The following is a 17,994-nucleotide window of genomic DNA, read 5'->3' on the forward strand; positions in this document are numbered from 1 at the left end:
ATGAACCTCATCTTGATCGGCGTATCCGCCTATATGACTTACTACACGTTCGCTTACGCCAGACAGCTATGGAAAGGCAGCAATAAAACAGCCGGACTGGCACTTCTAGTGCTGTCCGGCTGCTTCCTGCCGCTGTCGCTTTATGAAAGCTTCCGTTAGATGGAACGGGCCGCTGTCGGTCAGGCGGAGTACGGCGAGGGTTATTCCGCGCTGTATTTCCGCCTGCCTCCGATCCAGATTTCGCCGTCCGGAATGACCGCTCCGTCCGGAATCACCGAGTCCATCACCAGGCTGCCCGCACCCACACGCACGCCCTTGCCGAGCCTTGACCGGAAGACGACGGAGCCTGCGCCGATCACTGAGCCGTCACCGATCTCGGTCCAGGTCTCCCCCTTAAGCTGCTTGTCCTTGCCTCCATGGACAAGAGCTCCAGGTTCAAGCACCACCCGGTTCCCTGCGGAGATGTGGGTCGACTTCAGCGCATGGAATGTATTGGAGCCTAAGAACCGGGCTTGAGCCCCGATCCGGATTAGCGGCCCTTCGTCAGCGCGCAGGGAGACCCCGTCGCGGATGCCGGTCAGATCGGCGATCTGCACATTGCCGATGATCCGGTAGCGGTAGGTGCCGGTGTCCGGCTGCTGTGTCCGGACCCCGCCAACGGCCGGCAGGGTTCTATGCTCATTGCCCGGGATTTTGCCCGGATTATAATTGATTCCGCGGACGAAACTTGCATTCTCCCTTGCCAGCTGCGAATAGCCTGCCGCGAGTTCCTTGTTCACTTCAACCACATCGATCATGAATTCGATATCTCCGGTCTGGATGTATTCCACCTTGCCGAGAGCCGGATCATCGGCTTCTTCCTGCGTCCGGAGCCATTTGCCCTCCTTCACCTTCAGCCCGCTCTTCAGCGTGATGCCCGGGCTGACTTTGGCCAGATGCATCACCATGCTTCCGTCCGTAATTACGGCGCCGTCCACCACAGCGTTGAAGCCAATGAAAGCGGGGACCGCGCCCCAGCTGAGCTGCCCGGGATGTGCGGCCATGAAGCTCTCGAACTCTCCAATGCCCGGATTGCTGTACTCCGGACGCTGCGACTCCGCTGCGATGTGCGCCGGCTGCGCCGACCGGATCTGTGCGCCATGGGCAACGATCGCCCGTTCTCCGAGCACGATATCCCCATGCCGGGCATCCAGCACCGCATTATCCTGCACATTGGCCCGGTCGCCGATCCGGATCCGGTGCCCGGCTCCCGCTGTCAGCCTTGCGAAAGGGGCCACGTAAACCCTGGAGCTCAGCTCGAGCTCGCCGGGCTTCGGCAGCTCGGCCGTCGGGTCGACGAAGGCGGCCGGGTCAGCGGCCGGGGCCATGGCGTTCCCCGCCCCAGTCCCCGCGGCGGAGCATAACAGGACGGTCAGGACCGCAGCCCGCCTGACAATCCACTTGGTGTGTTTGGACATGAATTGCCTCCTCAAGTTGATCTTGCAGCCAATGTTACTATCCCAAATAAAGGATGTTTTATGCGTAGGAGGCCGGCCGAATCCGATGGGGCAGGGCTGGGCGGACGCAGCATGAGAAACCGAAGCCTGAAAAACAGGCACCCGATCCGAAATCCGGAGCCTTACCCGCCCACTCCGCTATGAGTAAAATAGGTCCATGCATGTATTCTGCGGGGTATGGAGGGCGAGTGCGATGAACAAGGCATTCTGGAAGGGCCGGAAGGTATGGATTACAGGCCATACCGGCTTTAAGGGGACATGGCTCAGCATCTGGCTGCACGCCATGGGCGCGAACGTGACAGGCTTTTCGCTGGAGCCGCCGACGGAGCCGAGCCTGTACCGGCTGAGCGGGATGGCCGGGCGGATCAACAGCCATATCGGAGAGATCCGCGACGTGGAACAGGTGCGCCGGTCTATGGCAGAGACGGCTCCCGATGTTGTGCTGCATCTGGCTGCCCAGCCTCTCGTCCGGGAATCGTACCGACGGCCCGAGGACACCTACGCCATCAATGTGATGGGCACCGTGAATGTGCTCGAGGCGGTCCGCTCCCTGCATGCCGCCGGGCACACTGTCGGCTCCGCCATTATGGTTACGACCGACAAGGTCTACGAGAACCGGGAATGGCTGTGGGGCTACCGGGAGGACGAGCCGCTAGGCGGGTTCGATCCTTACTCGAGCAGCAAAGCCTGTGCGGAGCTCGTCACGGCCGCCTACCGAAGCTCCTACTTCCCGCCCGCGCGCTATGCGGAGCACGGCGTCGCCATCGCCACCGCCCGGGCGGGCAACGTCATTGGCGGCGGGGACTGGGCGGCAGACCGTCTGCTCCCCGACTGCTTCCGTGCATTGGAGAGGGGCGAGGAGATCGCCATCCGCCGCCCCGGCGCCACGCGGCCGTGGCAGCATGTACTGGAGCCGCTGGCCGGCTACCTCCGGCTGGCTGAACTGCTCTTCTGCGGCGGTGCTGCATACGCCGAGGCCTGGAACTTCGGCCCCCGGGAGGAAGACGCGCAGACCGTGGAATCGATCGTGCGGCAGGTGTGCCGGCAGTGGGGCGAAGGCGCGGTCTACCGCGTGGAGGAGGACCTCTCGCTCCATGAGCATCATCTGCTGCGCCTCGACTGCTCCAAGGCCTGGAGCCGCCTGGGCCTGCGGCCGCGGTGGACCGCCGAGGAAGCGGTCGGCGCCGTACTGGACTGGGTGAAGGCTTACCGCGGAGGCGAAGATCCGTATGAGCTGTGCCTGCGGCAGATGGAAGCTTATGAGGGAGTCCAGTCCGTCTCCATGAGCTAGAGGAGCTGCTTCGATCGGCGGGCAGCCGGAGAGAAAGCGGAGCCGCAGCAAAGCAAAAAACCGCCGGGAGCTTAGTCCTGACGGTTTTTTGCTGCGCGGTGCAGGGCGGTATCCAGCTCCGCGGCTAGGGTCCGCAGCATGCCGGAGAGCCGAAGCATCCGCTCTTCTCCCCTCTCCAGCAGGGGCTTCCACTGCTCCTTCTGCAGCTTGAGGCCGATCTTATACAGCTGCAGGAGATACTTCCGCCAGCACAGCTGCTCTTCCTCCAATTCTCGAATCCACTCCTTCCCCGTCTCCGGGAACGCTTCAGGATGCTCGCTCACGAGCTCCTGCAGGTAGAGGAGCATATGCATGACGCCTCCGATCCGCAGGCCGTAGTACACTTCCCTGCACGTTTCGGCGAATGCCGGGTCGGGCAGCTCGGCAGTTTCCTGCAGCGCTTCGAAGAAGCGCAGATAAGCCGCTTCGCCCGAATACCCGAGGGCTTCGTCCGGTGCCTGTGCCGGTACCGTTGCGTGCGCCGGCGATTCCAGGTATTCCCTGATCCGTGATGCCGCCAGCCTCAGGCCCTCCTCCTGATCGGCAGATCTGCGGGCAGCGGCGCCCAGGGCACCTGCGGCTGTGCGGGCGGAGTCGTCACCCGCAGCCGCAATCCTCCCCCTGCCGGCTCCCGGGGAGACCGCCCCGCTTCGCCCTGCGTACGGGGACTTCCCGACAAAGCCGGCCCCATAAATCCCGCCCAGCAGCCGGCGGAGCGGGACCGGTCCCTGATAGGTCAGCGCCTGACCGGACATGTCGAGCAGGAACGAGTCGATGATATAGGCGCTGCCCGCCGTACGGTCCAGCCCGTTCAGGCAGATGACATGCGGCCGGCTCGGATTCTCCCGGTACACTTCGTGGCAGCGATCCAGGCATCCGCTGTGCACGAAGAGAAGCACCGGCTCTCCCCGCAGGAGAGCCTGCTCCAGCGCCGGCAGAAGCCGGCCTTCCTGCAGCTCATCCGGCTTGAAGGTATAGGTGAGCGGCCTGCCAGCATGCTTCGCCAGCTCCTCCATCATCGCCTCGCCGGAGCGCCCGATCCGGTAAGGCTGTGCGCTGCTGTGCTCGACAAGCATCCCCCCGCAGCGAAAGTACAGCTCCGTCTCGGTTACCGATTCGCCCAAGGCTTCGTAGATACTGCGCAGGCTGGCGAAGAGGCAGTGGGTTCCCGCCTGTACCTCCGGCATCGGCGTCGTTAGGGTCCTCATGTTCCCGCCCGCCCTTCAGTCCGACACATAGCGGTTCACCAGGATCTCCAGCCGGGCCAGTGTGCACACATTTTCGATAAGCAGCTCCTCTTCGGGAACCGTAATGCCGTAGCGCTCCTCCAGCGCGATGATCAGCTCGATGGCTGTAATGGAGCTGAGATTATGGCTGCGCAGGTCTGTCTCGGGCTTAAGAACCATCTGCACCTCTGCGGGCAGACCCAACGCGGCGCCGGCTAACTGCTGCAGCTCGGTAAGTTGTGCCGTGGTCATCGTCATTCCCCTTCCTGTTGTATATGGTTCAGCAATGATTCGAGTCCGGATTCCAGCCCGGACAGCCGCTCCCTTGACGCTGCGGCGATCAGAACGAAAACCCGCCCTACGCAGCGGCCGCTCCCGCCTTCCGCCGCTTGGGGAAGCGTGCCGGACGTGTAGACCAGTACCCCTTCCCCGCTGTCCGCCCGATAGACCAGTCCCTCCGCCTCAAGACGCGTTTTCAGAGACGAATACGTCAGAGGTGTCCGGGTCACAAGACGGAAATACCGGGATACGAACGCGGCTGCAGGAGCAAGCACTTCCGTTACGAAGCTCAGGTACGTCGAGAGGGTGAATCGTCCGTTGACCTCGATCAGCGGGATCAGCGTCCCATCCGCCGCCCGGATCGCATCCACCCCCGCCATCCCTTGGTAGCCAAGCGTGTACAGCGCTTTGCCGATGCGCTGCCCGTATTCCCGGAAGGGAGCAGGGAGATCAGGCCCCCGGTCCGCCTCGAGATGAGACCCCCGGTAGACGGTCCCCTCCAGCAGCTGGCCCTTCAGCGAGAACACTTCAATCTCCCCGTCCTCACGGATGAACAGCTGGTAGTTGTAATCCCCGCTCTTCTCGATCCATTCTTCGAGAATCCAGCCCGTCTCGGGCGACCTGCGGCCAAACCGCATCAGCCGCTTCACGAGCCCCTTCATCCGCTCCGGGCTCTCCACCAGATGCAGTCCCCTGCCCGAAGCCGAATACGGATCCTTGACAATGAAGCTGGCTCCCGGCACGTAGAGCTGCTCATAAGCCTCCAGCAGCTCCTCCGCCGAGCGGCAGATCGTCCCCCGGCAGACGGGCAGACCGAGCATCTGCGCCATGGCCCGGTTCGCCGCCTTGTCGTTAATGGCCGCTGCCGCCCGGGAGGAAGGACCGATCAGCCGCAGTCCCGTCCTCGCCGCAATCTCCTCTTCCCGCTCCGTCACGGCATACGGGAGGAAATACACCTGCGGCCCGGCCAGTGCCTCCAGCTGCCGGAGCAGCTCCGCATCCTTCAGGACCAGCTCGGCAATCGGGGTGTAAGGATCCGCCCCCGCCCCTGCTGGACACAGGATGCGCGGAATCTCGAAACCGAGCGCCTCGAGGTCCCTTAGGAACTCCTTGTCAGGCACCTCGCGGAGAAGGAGCACATCCTGCCGGCGGCACAGCAGCAGGTTCATCTCCTCCATCCGGTGGACCGCACGGTCCTCCTCCCGGTCCGTGATGCCGCCGGTTGCCGGGTGCCAGACCTGCTCCGCTCCGATGTTGCAGAGCCACACTAGGATATCCCGCCGCCGGCCCGTCGTCATCGCCTCGACAAAGGACCAGCACCCTGCGGAGGCCGTATCAATCCAGCGGCAGCTGTCCTCGGATAACGTCATACGCCCGCCCCCTTTCTCTCAGCACATACTCGCGGCCCTCGAGAAGCAGCACCTCGGCCGGCAGCGCATGGCTCAGGAACAGGACCGGGCTGTGCGTCAGGCCGTAAGCGCCCGATTTGTCCACACAGATTACGTCTCCTTCAGCTGCGGCCGGCAGCTCCACCTTCTGCCCCAGCACATCCGTCGCCGTACAGAGCGGTCCCGTTACGGTTACCGGCTCGGAGGGGCCGCTGCGGCCCAGCACCCGCATAGGGAAGTTGTGCCGGATATACCGGCCGAGGAACGCCGACGAGGCATGCTGGTTCGAGCCGCCGTCGCACACCAGATAGGTGCTGCCCTTGCTCGCTTTGCGGTACAGCACCTTCGTGAGGAACACGCCCGCTTCCGCAAGCAGGAACCGCCCGCTCTCCACCGCGATCCTCGTGCCCCGGAGCCTGCCGGCATACCGCAGCCACAGCGCCGCGATGCCTTCGCGCAGCCGTTCCAGTTCAAGCGCCGCTTCATGGGCAAAGTACGGCACGCCCCATCCTCCGCCGAGATCCAGGAACTGCAGCGGGGTCCCGGAGCTCTCCGCATGCCGCAGCGCCAGCTCGAACGTATCCTCAAGCTGGGCCAGCAGCGCGTCCGCCGACAGAATCTGGGTTCCGAAGTAGACGTGGAACCCGATGAGCCGGACGCTCTGCAGGCGGGTCAGCTCGGCCAGCACCCCGGGCAGCTCCTCCTCGTCGATCCCGAACTGGGAGGAGACGCCGCTCATCCGGATGCCCGCCGTCTTCTGCTCGAGGTTCGGGTTGACGCGGATGGCTATATCCGCCACGCGTCCCTTGGCTGCCGCGATGCGGTTGATCCGGCGGATTTCCTCGGCACTCTCCGCATTGATGGAGCGGATGCCGAGATCCACAGCCCACTCCAGTTCCTCCACGGTCTTCCCGGGACTTGTGAAAATGATCTCCGCGGGCGGATACCCCGCCTCCAGAACGGCCGCCAGCTCGCCGGCCGAAGCCACCTCCACCCGGCAGCCTTCCCTCCGGAGCAGTTGGGCGATGCCGAGGAGCGGGTTGCATTTCATCGAGTAATACACCTCCACTCCCGCCTCGGCCGGAAACAGGCTGCGGAGGGTCTCCAGCTGCCGCTGGATCACGGCACCGTCATAGACGTACATTGGCGTTCCGAACTTCTCCGCGAGAGCGGCCAGACGGACGTCATCCAAGAGGCTGTCGACTGTCAGCTCCATCGCGCCGCCTCCCTGCCTGCCGCCACAGCAGCCGCAGCCCCTTCCTCCACGATCCACGGCGGGGAGCCGCTGTCCCACAGCTCCTCGAGGTACCTTTTATCCCGCAGGGTATCCATACATTCCCAGAAGCCCCGATGCTTGAAGGCGGCGAGCTGGCCGTCCCGGGCCAGTCTGCCGAGCACCTCGCCCTCCAGCTCGGTGCGGTCGTCCTCCAGGTAATCCAGGACGCCAGGCTCGAACACGAAGAAGCCTCCGTTGATCCAGCTCTCTTCGGCCGGCTCCTTCTCCTTGAAGCCGGTCACCCGTTCCCCCTCGAACGTCAGGGTCCCGAATCTCCCCCGCGGCCGGACGGCCGTCACCGTGGCCAGCTTCCCCTGTGCATAGTGATAATCAAGCAGAGCCCGGAGGTTCACGGAGCTGACCCCGTCGCCGTAGGTCATTAGGAACGTATCCCCGCGGAGCTGGTCGCGCAGCCGGTACAGCCTTCCTCCAGTTGTCGTATGCAGACCGGTATCCCGCAGATGCACGGTCCAATCGCTGCCCCGGGACTCCGTCACCTGGACTTGTCCCTCGCCGAGCCGAACGGTAACGTCGCTCTGCAGGTAGGGATAATTCAGGAAGTACTGCTTGATGCAGTCCCCTTTGTACCCGAGCGCCACATAAAATTCCTTCATACCGTACCGGCTGTAATGTTCCATGATATGACAGAGAATCGGACGGCCGCCGATCTCCACGAGCGGCTTGGGCTTCAAGGCCGTCTCCTCGCTGAGCCGGGTGCCGAAGCCGCCGGCCAGCAGTACCACTGGGAGCATCAAATCATCTTCCTTTCTCTTAGGAGCTCGCGCTGGTATAACCCCGGATCGCGATCCGCCAAACGAGCCGGGTCATCAGCAGGAACAGCAGCGGAGCCGCACAGCCCCACACCCAGTAGACGGGAGTCATCCGGCCGAGGAGATAGAGCGGCGACAGGTTGCTGATCAGAAAGACCGGCAGCAGGAACGTGCCTGCCCGCTGGATCGCGGCAGGATAGATCGCCATCGGCATCTGGTTGAAGTCGAACAGCGCGTTCGACACCTCGTTGATCCCGCCCGTCTTGACCGTCCAGAAGGACAGCAGCTGGGGCAGGAGAAAGATCGCATAGGTCAGCATCACACCAATGAGGATGAAGCCGGTGAAGCCGGTCACGTGGGCGGCCGTCACCGGAATGCCGCTCTGCCGCCAGCCGTACACGATCATGAGCAGGCCGCCGATCAGATTCGGGATCGAATAGCCGATATCGATGCTGCGCAGCGTGGCCATGAACTGCAGGGACACCGGCCGGGTCATCATGATATCGAGCGAGCCGGTGCGGATATGCTCCGGCAGCTGGATGAAGTTGCCGTAGAAGAAGGTGGAGTACAGACCGGCCATCACGGTGTATACGCCGGTGAAGAGCAGGATCTGGTCCGGCGAAAAGCCGCGGATGTCCACCCCGATCCGGTAGATCACATAGATATAAGACAGTTTGATGCACAAGTAAGCAAGCTCGATCAGGATGCCGAAGACAAAATTCACCCGGTATTCCATCATCGAGATCACGCTGTTCTTGACGAATAACCCATAGATCCGTGCGTATCTGAGACATTCCCTCCATACCGCGCCCATAACTACCCTCCCACCGACTCGTATTTGCGGAGGCCCGTGCGCCACAGCCCCATGGACACCAGGGTCAGCACGAGGATCCAGAGCCCCTGCACCGAGATGCTCGCGAACAGGTCTCCTGGAGGAACCTTACCTAGCAGAAGCTGTGCAGGGAAGTAGACGATATACTTGAACGGCAGCAGGCTCAGCACCGCTTGCACCGAATCGCTGAACATATCGAGCGGGAACAGGCCCCCTCCCGCGATATTCGCGAGCAGGCTGAAGGCCAGATAGATACCCCACACCTCCTGGATCCAGAAGGCGGTCATGCTCAGCGAGAAGAAGATGAGAAAGTTGATGGCCACCGACAGGCTCAGCGCGGCCAGGCACACCAGAATCCGCATGGGCTCCGGCTGAATATCGCCCCGCAGCGCGAAGACGACGCCGGCCGTCAGCACGGCAATGACGAGATAGTGCATTGCCTTCTCGCCGAGGAACGAGCAGAGGCGGAACAGGAAGTAGTGGATGGGCTGCACGACGAACTTGCTCAGCCTCCCGTCCTTGATGTCGCCCGCGATCTCATGCTCGAACCCGGCAGCGGCCAGCTTGCCGAACAGGGCGGCAAGAATCGAATAAGCGATGAGCTCGCCTCGGGTGTAGCCGAACACCGAAGACCGGTCCGCGCTTTGGAAGACCGCGAGCCACAGGAACACCTGGACGGCGATCGGGAAGATGCTGCTGAGCAGGCTGAGGGTGAAGTTCGCCCTGTATTCCAGCGCATTCTGCAGCCCCATCACGAAGGTCTTGGCATATTTGCCCCCTGCTCCGCTCATGAGGCGGCCTCCTTGGCATACAGCAGGGCGATGCCCTCCTCGATCGAGATCTCCTCAACCGTAAAGTCCAGCACAGGCAGATGCTCCAGCACTTCCTTCGAGCGTTCCTTGAGGGCGCTCTTGTCGACCTCAAGCACTGCCTCCATCCCGCTGCACTCCCGCACACGGCCGAATCGCTCCAGCCGCCGGGGATCCACCGGCTCTCCCAGCTTGATCTTCATCAGCTTCTTCTGCCCGAGCTGGCGGTTGACTGCGGCCAGGCTGCCGTCATAGACGATTCGTCCGCTGTTCACGATGATCGTGCGCTTGCAGAGGTCCTCGATATCATTCATATAGTGGCTCGTGAGGACGATGGTCGTGCGCTGCTGCTGGTTGTAATATTTGAGAAACTCGCGGATGCGGCGCTGGGACAGGATATCCAGACCGATGGTCGGTTCGTCCAGGAACAGCACCCGGGGCTGATGCAGCAGCGAAGCGATGAGCTCCAGCTTCATCCGCTCTCCGAGCGACAGGCGCCTCACCTGCACGCCCAGCAGCTCCTTCACGTCAAGCAGCTCGGCCAGCTCGTCTACCGTGCGGCGGAACTGCCCCTCCTCTACCTCATAAATGTGCTTATTGAGATGAAGCGATTCATTGGCCGGCAGATCCCACCACAGCTGGCTTTTTTGGCCCATGACGATGGCGAACTGCTTCTTGAACGCCTTCCTCCGCTCCCACGGCACATGCCCAAGGATCGAAGCGCTGCCCGAGGTCGGGTACAGGATGCCCGTGAGCATCTTCAGGGTCGTCGTCTTGCCTGCCCCGTTCGGGCCGAGGAAGCCGACGATCTCGCCTTCCGGGATCTCGAAGGAGATGCCTTTGACCGCTTCCTTGGTCAGCATTTCTCTGCGGAACAGGTTGCGCAGGGAGCTGGCGAGCCCCACTTCTTTCTTATAATATTGAAAAGACTTCGCGAGTCCTTCGACGATGATGCCTGACATCTTCACCACTCCCAGTTAACCTCTGGCCGCGTGGATCGGGGGGATACCCGCTCCCGCCGCCGCACTTCGGTAGATCCGTTCCCCGGCCGCGATCCGGGCTGCGGTCGCCTCAAGATTCGCCGGCTCCCGCAGTCCCTCCACCACATCGCTGAAGTAGATCAGCTGGCCGGCGTAATAGCTCTGTTCCTCCCAGAACCGCTTCAATGTCTCTCCTGTGCTCCGCTCGGTAATTTTCAGTCCCATCCGGTAGCCCAGATTGGGCCGGAAGAAATCGTCTGCGGACACGGCGGCTTCTTCGAAGATCAGGGTGTGGCTCGCCTTGTACGGCTTTTCGAAGGAAATGACGGTCGAGGCCTTCAGCCCGCCGGGATAGCCCAGCTCCGCCTCGAAGGTCCAGTCGCAGCCGTTCGGTCCGGCGAAAGAGGAGCGCCCGGCGTACGATTCGGCATCCAGTCCGACGGCGGCCTGCAGGAACTGCAGCCAATAGCAGCCGAGGTCCTGGAAGGCCCCGCCGCCCAGCTCCGGAAAGCTGCGGTAGCTCGTCTCGAAGCCCGCCCGGGGCAGATACGAGATCCGCGTCCCGATCTCCAGAAGCCGGCCGTAGGACCCTCCGTCGATCAGATCCTTGACGGCTGCCTGCCACGGGTGGTGCTGCACCATCAGGCCTTCGAGCACGTGCACCCCATGCCGCTGCGCCGCTTCTTGTATCGCACGCACCTCGGCCGAGTGCAGGCACAGCGGCTTCTCGACCAGCACATGCTTGCCCGCTTCTGCCGCCTTGATCGTCCACTCCGCGTGCAGGTGATTGCTCAGCAGGATATAGACCCAGTCGATTTCCCGGCAGGCCAGCAGCTCCTCGTAGCTGTCGAACACGAGCGGAATGCCGTATTCGTCCGCCACCCGCTGCGCCCTGCTCCGTGTACGGGAGGCGATCCCGAGCACACGAAGATGTCCGATGTCCCTGACCGGCTCAAGCAGCACCCGGGGCAGAATAGACGCCGCTCCGATCACGCCGATCTGTTGTCTTTTTCTCATCAGGCGGCCCTCCTCCTGAATCCGGCCATCTCAAATCCCATGCAGGTACAGCACGCTGCACTTCGAGCAGGCCGGGGTCAGGCCTTCCACATTGATGATCTCGCGGATGCGTTCGTAGTCCTGGGACTCCCAGATGTCCATCAGACTCCGCTCCTTGAGATTGCCCACGGTGAATTCGCTGAAGAACTTGCAGGCGGTCACATCCCCTGTCGGACCCACATCCACCCTGGTGGAGAGAGCAAGACAGGTCGTGGCGCACCGGGAGGTCATCGCTTCCCCGCGGATGAACTGCTGAATCTCGTCATAATCGAGCCCCGGCTGGTAGCGGACCCGGATATTCCATACCCGCTCATTGATCCGCGTCAGCTCCCCGACCAGCTCATGGACCCGCTCCGCACTCATCTGGTACTTGAACGCATGCCAGGAGGCGATATGCTGCTCTTCCAGCTTCCGCAGCCAGCTGAATTTTTCGGCGAAGTAGCCGTCCATCTCGAGCGACGTTTCCTTGGAGATGTACCACGGGAAGCAGAGGATCACGAGATCGAGCTTCAGGCTCTCAAAATACTCCAGCAGCTCATAGAGCTTCGGGATCATGCTGTCGCTGATCATGGAGTGAACGGAGATTCTTCCCTTGTAGATTCCCTGCTCCCGCAGCTCCACGAGCCGTTCGATCTGCCTCATCGTCTTGTGGAAGGTGCCCTTGCCCCGGATGAAGTCATGCTCGGCTTCGAGCCCTTCCACAGCCACCAGCAGCTCCAGATGCGGGGAGATCTTCAGGATGCCGTCCATATACCGGTCCATAAGCAGGCCGTTCGTGCAGATCGTGGTCTCTCGTGGGTCATCGGCGAGCAGCTCGAGTATACGATCGAACTGCCGGTGGATCATCGGCTCCCCGCCCCAGAGATAGAGCCGAGACTTCGTCTCGTGGGTCTCGGCGAGAATCCGCTCGATCACCTCGATGTCGATGTCCTTGTTCTGTTCTTCCTTGTCCATATTCTGGTGATAACCGTCCTCGTTCCACTGGAAGCAGTGGGCGCAGCGCAGGTTGCACCGGTTCGTCAGCTTGATGCCGATCGATTCGGGGACCGGGGTCTTGTACAGCGGGTTCCTGGTTCTCTCGCGAAAAGGCACCGCCATCTTCTTCATCGTGCGCTTCATGAGCTCGAAGGACTCCTTATCGAGCGTCACACTGCTGTTCGGCTGCATAGCCGCTCACCTCACCTCAATTGGGATATCGTGCTTATCGCTGGTATCGTTCATGCACAGCTGGTCGACATAGCTGCGGATCGTGCCTGCCCGGGCCAGCAGCGTTACATGCAGCCTCTCCAGCAGGGAGAGACTGAAATCCGCTTCTTTCCATGCTTCATATGAAATGCCGAATCCGTTCGCAATCCACAGCTCGGCATTCTTCGCCTCGTGCGGTCCGAAAGGATCCAGGAAAACGACGGGTGTCGCCGAGGCTAGAGAATCGATGAGCGTCGCTCCGCCGGGCTTCGAGACAATCGCCTTGGACCCGCGGACCCGTTCATACAGTCCGTGCCGGCGGCCGGGTGAGGTGAAGACGGGCCGCTCCCCGGGCCGGACTTCGCCGAATCTCGGAAACGTATGCCGGGGAGGCTCCCCTTCCGTCCGCCACGCCTCCCAGCCCGGATCATTCATCCAGAAGCGGTGTCTGCCATGCGGCTGCGCTTCCTCCATAGCCCCCGCGATGATATCGAGCGCGAAGCCCTTTCCTTCCAGTTCCGTCCGTTTCTCGAGGTAGGTGCCCATGCCCCATCCGCCGCCGTGGAGTACCAGGCGGTCCTCTCTCTCCGCATAAGGAACCGGAGGCTCCCCGGTCACGGGGAGGCGGAGGAGAACCTCTCGGGATGCCGCATCATACATGCTGACCTCCCTATAGCGGGAAGCGTAATCGGGGATGTACTTGCGTACGCTTTTCCACGACGGGGATACTCCCGCGTCCACGTAGAGCAGCTCCGCCTCGACCGGCTTCTCCCCCATCCGCTCACGGTATCGGTCGAGGAGATAGATCCAGTGGCCGGAGAGCACGACGAACCGTCTGCGGTCCTCCTTCTCCCACCGGGAGAACAGGGCCTCCGCCGCCTCCCAATCGATGGAGGGCCTCACATCCGCGGGCAGCCGCTGGGCTACCAGCGCCACCGCGAAGTTCGCATGATACTCCCTGCGGCTCTCGGCAATCTTCTCCTGCTTCTCCCTCTTCAAGTAACTTTCGAACACCACCGCTTCCGCGGCATGTCCGCGTGCTTCCAGCTGCCGGCACAAGAGCAGCGACGGGATATAAAATCCGAGCCCGAAGCCTGAGCCGAGAATGGTCCACTGCATAGACGTCCCCCCTTACCGAGTGAATTCGAGCGACTGCGTTTCGAGCAGCCGGAACAGCCGCTCCGTAAAGCCGCGGCCGTGCTCCCTGTCCCGCCCGGCTGAGCAGATGTACAGCCGTCCCTTGAACGGGTGGTCCGCAGAACGGTTCACCGTCAGCGTATTCGCCGTCAGCGGAAGCACGCCTCCATCCCGGCCGGGACGGTACAGCACCCCTTCCCGGTCTAGCGCCGCCAGCAGGTCTTCGAAGGCCAGCCCCGGCGGCAGGGAAGGCAGCGTACAGGAGCGCAGGTTGCCCTGCAGGCCGGCCTCCTGCAGGAACCGGTCCAGTCCATGCTTGATGAGGCTCATCGACTTGCGCGCATTGATCTCGACAAGCGGCGCCAGCTCCCCGTCCACCAGACCCATCGAGTCGATGCAGACGTGGCCGAAATAGCCGTCCCGGTGCAGCTCCCGGCCGATCGATTCCATCAGCCCGAAATATCCCTGCTCTTCGAGCTCCTGCAGGAAGTGCGGCTCCGGCGTATAGGACTCCTCGTAAGCGAATTCGCTGTTCGCCAGCCGCTGGACGGACAGGATCCGGACCGAACCATCCTCGCCCACATGAAACTGGCACGAGAAATCGTACGCCTTCGGCAGCAGCGTCTCCAGCACGTACTCGGTGCGCCTCCCTTTCTTCTCCTGCCCGGCCGTATGGGCGGTGATGCGATCCAGCACCCCTTCCGAGTCGATGAGCAGGTTGCCCTGTCCGGACACCCCGAAATTGTCCTTGATGAGGAAGGGGCCTTCCGCGAGCAGAGCGCGGCCGGCGGCCGCAAGCTCCCCGGAGCTGCGGACCGTGACCGCCGGGTTCCGGAGGCCCAGCCGCTCTCTCATCTCCGCCGAATACATCTTCGTATTCACGCGGGTGATGGTCTCCATCGGCGGCATAGGGCAACTCAGACCGAGGGCTCGTGCCGCCTCCTCCGTACCGGGAATGACTGCGAAGGGCTCCAGGATGCCTTCGCCCGGCATGCACTCGGCGAGGGTGCTGCGTCCGGTTCCGGCCAGAAGCTCCGGTACGCTTAAGTGAGGGTTCGCCCCGCTTTCGTCCAAGGGAAGCCGGTTATGGCGGAAGGCGAAGCCGAGCTCGGCCAAATACTGCAGGTGGGCCGCATTCATCGGACTGCGCGTGAGCAGCGTGTCCCCCTCCCGGCAGAAGGCGAAGAGCAGCTCATCCATCGCCGAGACCATCCGCCAGCCGGCGGGGTCCGGGAGTCCCGGCAGCTTGACCAGTCCGTCCGGCCGCCAGAACTGCTCGGCCTCGAAGGAACCGCAGTGAACGCGGGGCAGGTCTGTTGCTCTCTCCGGCCGCATCATTATCTCCCGCTCTCGGCCGTCTCGGGGAGATGCTGCCGGATGTACCCGCAGAAGGAGGCAATCGAATCCAAGTGAGACAGGTCGAACGTGTCAAAGTCGATTTCCACCCCGAATTCGTCCTCCACCCTCAGTATAAAATGGGTGATGAGCAGCGACTCCATGCCCGAATCCTTCAGAATGCTTGATTCCGGCGTCAGCCGTTCCGCAAGCGCGGGGTCTTTTTTCAGCTCGCCGATCAGTTCAATAATGCGTTGTTCCATGATCATCGCTCCTTGTTTTCGTGATTCATATTCATGGCTTGCAGTCTTCCGCCCGAGTAGAGGATCACCTCCTTGCTGAGGTAAGGATGGGGCCCGCTGCCGTATCCGGGAAGCAGCAGCTTGCGGGTGAACAGATGCTTGTGGAACAACTCGGGGGAGGAGGCGTACGCGATCAGCGCCTGCTTGGCCGGGTTGAACGGGTTCGGCTGAATGAACAGCACGCAGTATGGTCCCGGGTAATAGCGCCCGCCGATGCCAATCCCCTCGTCCCCAAGCTCGGCCCGCAGTCCGTCCGGAATTTCCGCCCGCAGCCAATCCAGCCCAGCGCTGCCGCAGCCGGCCCAGATCCAGCTGCGCTGTGATAGCCGTTCCCTTGGGAATCCCGGTCCCAAGGTCATCTGCGGATAATTGACGTACACCACCGGATCCCAGGTCGCCGTCCGGGGACGCGCCAGTACGTCCAATGTGCTGCGGACAGCCCCTTCCTCCTCTTCGAATCCCCATTCGCCGGGGACCAGCACATCCACTCCTGTGGTGTAGATCCCGAGAATCCCCATCCCATGCGTGGGGAGATCCGCCTGGAGGATGTCCGCCGCGCTGACCTGCCGCCATGCCCCATCCGCCCCCTTCCTGAACTGCAGCTCGCCTTCGGACCCCGGTGACACGCGAATCAGCTGTTCGTCAACGGCAGCCTGCACCGGCCTGCCGTCGGCCGGTAACAGGTGCAGCTTGAAGCCGCCGGCACCTTCCGTACGGATCACGTACGTCCCCAGGGCGTTGCGCTCCCCGGTGAGCTCCGCCGCCGCATCCGACTCATAGGAGGTCACCTCGAGCCAGAAGCTGCGCCGGTGTCTTCCGATGGCGGTACGGTAGCGGACTGCCGGCGGGTCCTCCCGCTTCCGGTGCTGAAGAAGCCAGTTCAGAGTGTACGGAAGGAAGTGAAAGCCCTTCGTGTCCCAGTGATTCGAGCCGGTCTCGAGCACACCGGAATGTTGCGCAGGCAGTGCGGCGGCTGGAAGGCTGTACGCTTCTTCCATCAGGTAATCCTCATCCCCGCACAGGTTGAGAATGGGCAGATGCTGCAGGTTCACCAGGTTCGTCTGGTAAGGGACGCCTGCAGTAACGGAAATCGCAGCGAACCGGTCGGGGTACGCCTCAGCCAGCGCCCAGGCGGTAGAGGCCCCGTTGGAATAGCCGGTCAGAGTGATGCTCCCGGGATCAATCCGGTAGCGGCTGCAGAGGTAGGCAAGGCCCTCCAGGAAAGCCGCCTCGCCGATACAGCCGCCCATCGTGACGCCCCGGCACGAGAACGTGACCAGAACGGCACCGGTCTCCTCTCCGCTGAGGAAATAGTCCCGGAAGTCGGGGAGGGACAACTCCTCGTGCCCCACCGGCAGAAGAACGATCAGAGGGAAGGAAGCCCCCTCCGAATACCCGGGCGGAAGCAGCAGCGTGCAGCGGACGAGAGCCCCGTCGAGCTCGGAGACGAAATAATCGTCCATTAGCCTGCGGGTGTACACAGCCTCGCGGATGGGGCACCCTTCCTTCACCGCCGCCAGGCAGGCCGGCAGATAATCCGCATACTCCCAGGCGATGCGGGGCTTCTCGTCTTTGAGCGCCCCGCGTTCCTCCTGCCGGATCCCGTCCAGCTCCAGCAGGATTCCCTCGATAGCGGCCCGGTCGTCCTCCGGGATCTCCCGCTCCGTCTGAAGCTGCTCCCATTCGCGTCTCGCCGGTACAATCAGGGCATCCAGGGAATGGACGATCAAGGGCGCGTTTAAGGTGTGTATCTGGCCCCGGGTATCCGCGAACCGGATCTCGAAGCGCAGCAGAGAGCGCGTCAGGGGACGAAGTCCCTCCAGATCGATGGTGATTTCCCGGTGAAAGGGCAGCTCCAAGGAAGCGATCACCTGTCCTTGGTCATTGCGTACGCTCACCGCCGCCGGTTGTCCGTCATCTACCTCCGTACGGTCCGCCGCCAGCAGGCATACCGTATGCTCCGGCCCCTCGGCCAGCGTCCTGAAATCGTGAATCAACGCTGCCCGCCTGCGGACATACCGGTTCAAGTATTCCTCGTACAGCGGATGAGGGTTCCGGGCCGCTTCCTCCTCCGGATCGCTGATCCGCAGCGAGCGGTCTGCCCGCAGCTCAGTGAACTCGATCAACAGTTCATGCATACCTGCTTGCATAGGTATCAGGCAGGGTCCGGAGTCACAATAGACGAGCTCGCCGTCGACCCAGATCCGCCCTTTGATCTCGAAGGTCCGCAGCAGCAGATTTCTCTGGCGGTCACAGTACAGCTTGGCGGCAAGGAATAACGATTCTCCCCCGTCCAAGCGGTAATCGGTCAGATCGAGCTCCCGGCTCCGCGGATCGACGCGTTCGAGCTCCCGGCAGGGAAGCACCCGCCCGCCGGGTCCCGTCAGACTCATGGCATCCGGTCTCTCTTCCTCTAATGGCCAGCTCCACCAAGCGGGAGCCTCCAGATTTGCCCTGCCAGCGGACATGGGCCCATTCCTGACGGGTCCGATAGCATACGCCTTTGTTAGGCGCATCGGAGCTCCTGTGAATCGATTGTGATCAGCCGTCCTGTCCACTTCCGTATTCCTTCCCTCCTGGGACCGTCATGACT

17 protein-coding genes are annotated in these 17,994 nt (G+C 62.6%); 2 read left to right on the forward strand and 15 right to left on the reverse strand.

What is annotated here, in order from left to right:
* Positions 1-159 carry a hypothetical protein gene (locus ACP26L_RS21055; protein WP_426446079.1) on the forward strand — a complete coding sequence of 53 codons (159 nt, stop codon included), beginning with the start codon at positions 1-3 and terminating at the stop codon, positions 157-159.
* A 41-nt stretch (positions 160-200) separates the two neighbouring features.
* Here the strand turns inward: ACP26L_RS21055 and ACP26L_RS21060 are convergent, their stop codons facing one another.
* On the reverse strand, positions 201-1,457 hold the full coding sequence (locus ACP26L_RS21060) for a hypothetical protein (protein ID WP_426446081.1): 1,257 nt from the start codon (positions 1,455-1,457) through the stop codon (positions 201-203).
* Between the two features lie 232 nt (positions 1,458-1,689).
* On the opposite strand from ACP26L_RS21060, the gene rfbG reads away from it, so the two are divergent.
* Positions 1,690-2,787 (forward strand): CDP-glucose 4,6-dehydratase, encoded by a 1,098-nt coding sequence (rfbG, locus tag ACP26L_RS21065; RefSeq protein WP_426446083.1) that lies wholly within the window; start codon positions 1,690-1,692, stop codon positions 2,785-2,787.
* 71 nt (positions 2,788-2,858) lie between these two features.
* On the opposite strand, the gene ACP26L_RS21070 is transcribed toward rfbG, so the two are convergent.
* The 14 genes from ACP26L_RS21070 to ACP26L_RS21135 are packed head-to-tail and all read right to left on the reverse strand — an operon-like array spanning position 2,859 to position 17,794.
* Positions 2,859-4,034, reverse strand: a complete 1,176-nt coding sequence (locus ACP26L_RS21070; RefSeq protein ID WP_426446085.1) for a hypothetical protein — start codon at positions 4,032-4,034, stop codon at positions 2,859-2,861.
* Between the two features lie 15 nt (positions 4,035-4,049).
* A complete protein-coding gene (locus ACP26L_RS21075) occupies positions 4,050-4,304 on the reverse strand; it encodes an acyl carrier protein (RefSeq protein ID WP_426446086.1) in 255 nt (84 codons plus the stop codon).
* 2 nt (positions 4,305-4,306) lie between these two features.
* Complete coding sequence (locus ACP26L_RS21080; RefSeq protein WP_426446088.1) at positions 4,307-5,701, reverse strand: peptide ligase PGM1-related protein; 1,395 nt, start codon at positions 5,699-5,701, stop codon at positions 4,307-4,309.
* Positions 5,667-6,935, reverse strand: coding sequence for a type III PLP-dependent enzyme (locus ACP26L_RS21085; RefSeq protein WP_426446090.1), 1,269 nt, complete (start codon positions 6,933-6,935; stop codon positions 5,667-5,669). Before ACP26L_RS21085 ends, ACP26L_RS21080 begins: the two co-directional genes overlap by 35 nt.
* Entirely contained in the window at positions 6,926-7,747 is an 822-nt protein-coding gene (rfbF, locus tag ACP26L_RS21090) for a glucose-1-phosphate cytidylyltransferase (protein WP_426446091.1), read from the reverse strand. Before rfbF ends, ACP26L_RS21085 begins: the two co-directional genes overlap by 10 nt.
* Positions 7,748-7,766: 19 nt before the next feature.
* Complete coding sequence (locus ACP26L_RS21095; RefSeq protein ID WP_426446092.1) at positions 7,767-8,579, reverse strand: ABC transporter permease; 813 nt, start codon at positions 8,577-8,579, stop codon at positions 7,767-7,769.
* A 2-nt stretch (positions 8,580-8,581) separates the two neighbouring features.
* Entirely contained in the window at positions 8,582-9,388 is an 807-nt protein-coding gene (locus tag ACP26L_RS21100; RefSeq protein WP_426446094.1) for an ABC transporter permease, read from the reverse strand.
* Positions 9,385-10,368: an ABC transporter ATP-binding protein gene (locus ACP26L_RS21105; RefSeq protein WP_426446096.1), complete on the reverse strand. Its 984-nt coding sequence runs from the start codon at positions 10,366-10,368 to the stop codon at positions 9,385-9,387. The genes ACP26L_RS21100 and ACP26L_RS21105 overlap by 4 nt, the downstream gene beginning before the upstream one ends.
* A 15-nt stretch (positions 10,369-10,383) precedes the next feature.
* On the reverse strand, positions 10,384-11,403 hold the full coding sequence (locus ACP26L_RS21110; RefSeq protein WP_426446097.1) for a Gfo/Idh/MocA family protein: 1,020 nt from the start codon (positions 11,401-11,403) through the stop codon (positions 10,384-10,386).
* Positions 11,404-11,433: 30 nt separating this feature from the next.
* Positions 11,434-12,609, reverse strand: coding sequence for a radical SAM protein (locus ACP26L_RS21115; protein WP_426446099.1), 1,176 nt, complete (start codon positions 12,607-12,609; stop codon positions 11,434-11,436).
* Between the two features lie 6 nt (positions 12,610-12,615).
* Positions 12,616-13,746, reverse strand: a complete 1,131-nt coding sequence (locus ACP26L_RS21120; protein WP_426446101.1) for a UDP-glucuronosyltransferase — start codon at positions 13,744-13,746, stop codon at positions 12,616-12,618.
* Positions 13,747-13,758: 12 nt separating this feature from the next.
* Positions 13,759-15,099 carry a hypothetical protein gene (locus ACP26L_RS21125; protein WP_426446102.1) on the reverse strand — a complete coding sequence of 447 codons (1,341 nt, stop codon included), beginning with the start codon at positions 15,097-15,099 and terminating at the stop codon, positions 13,759-13,761.
* Positions 15,100-15,101: 2 nt separating this feature from the next.
* A complete protein-coding gene (locus tag ACP26L_RS21130) occupies positions 15,102-15,362 on the reverse strand; it encodes an acyl carrier protein (protein ID WP_426446104.1) in 261 nt (86 codons plus the stop codon).
* A gap of 2 nt (positions 15,363-15,364) precedes the next feature.
* On the reverse strand, positions 15,365-17,794 hold the full coding sequence (locus ACP26L_RS21135) for a hypothetical protein (protein WP_426446105.1): 2,430 nt from the start codon (positions 17,792-17,794) through the stop codon (positions 15,365-15,367).
* Positions 17,795-17,994 lie beyond the last annotated feature (200 nt).

It is taken from the genome of Paenibacillus sp. S-38, from assembly GCF_049942825.1.
GTDB lineage: Bacteria > Bacillota > Bacilli > Paenibacillales > NBRC-103111 > Paenibacillus_G.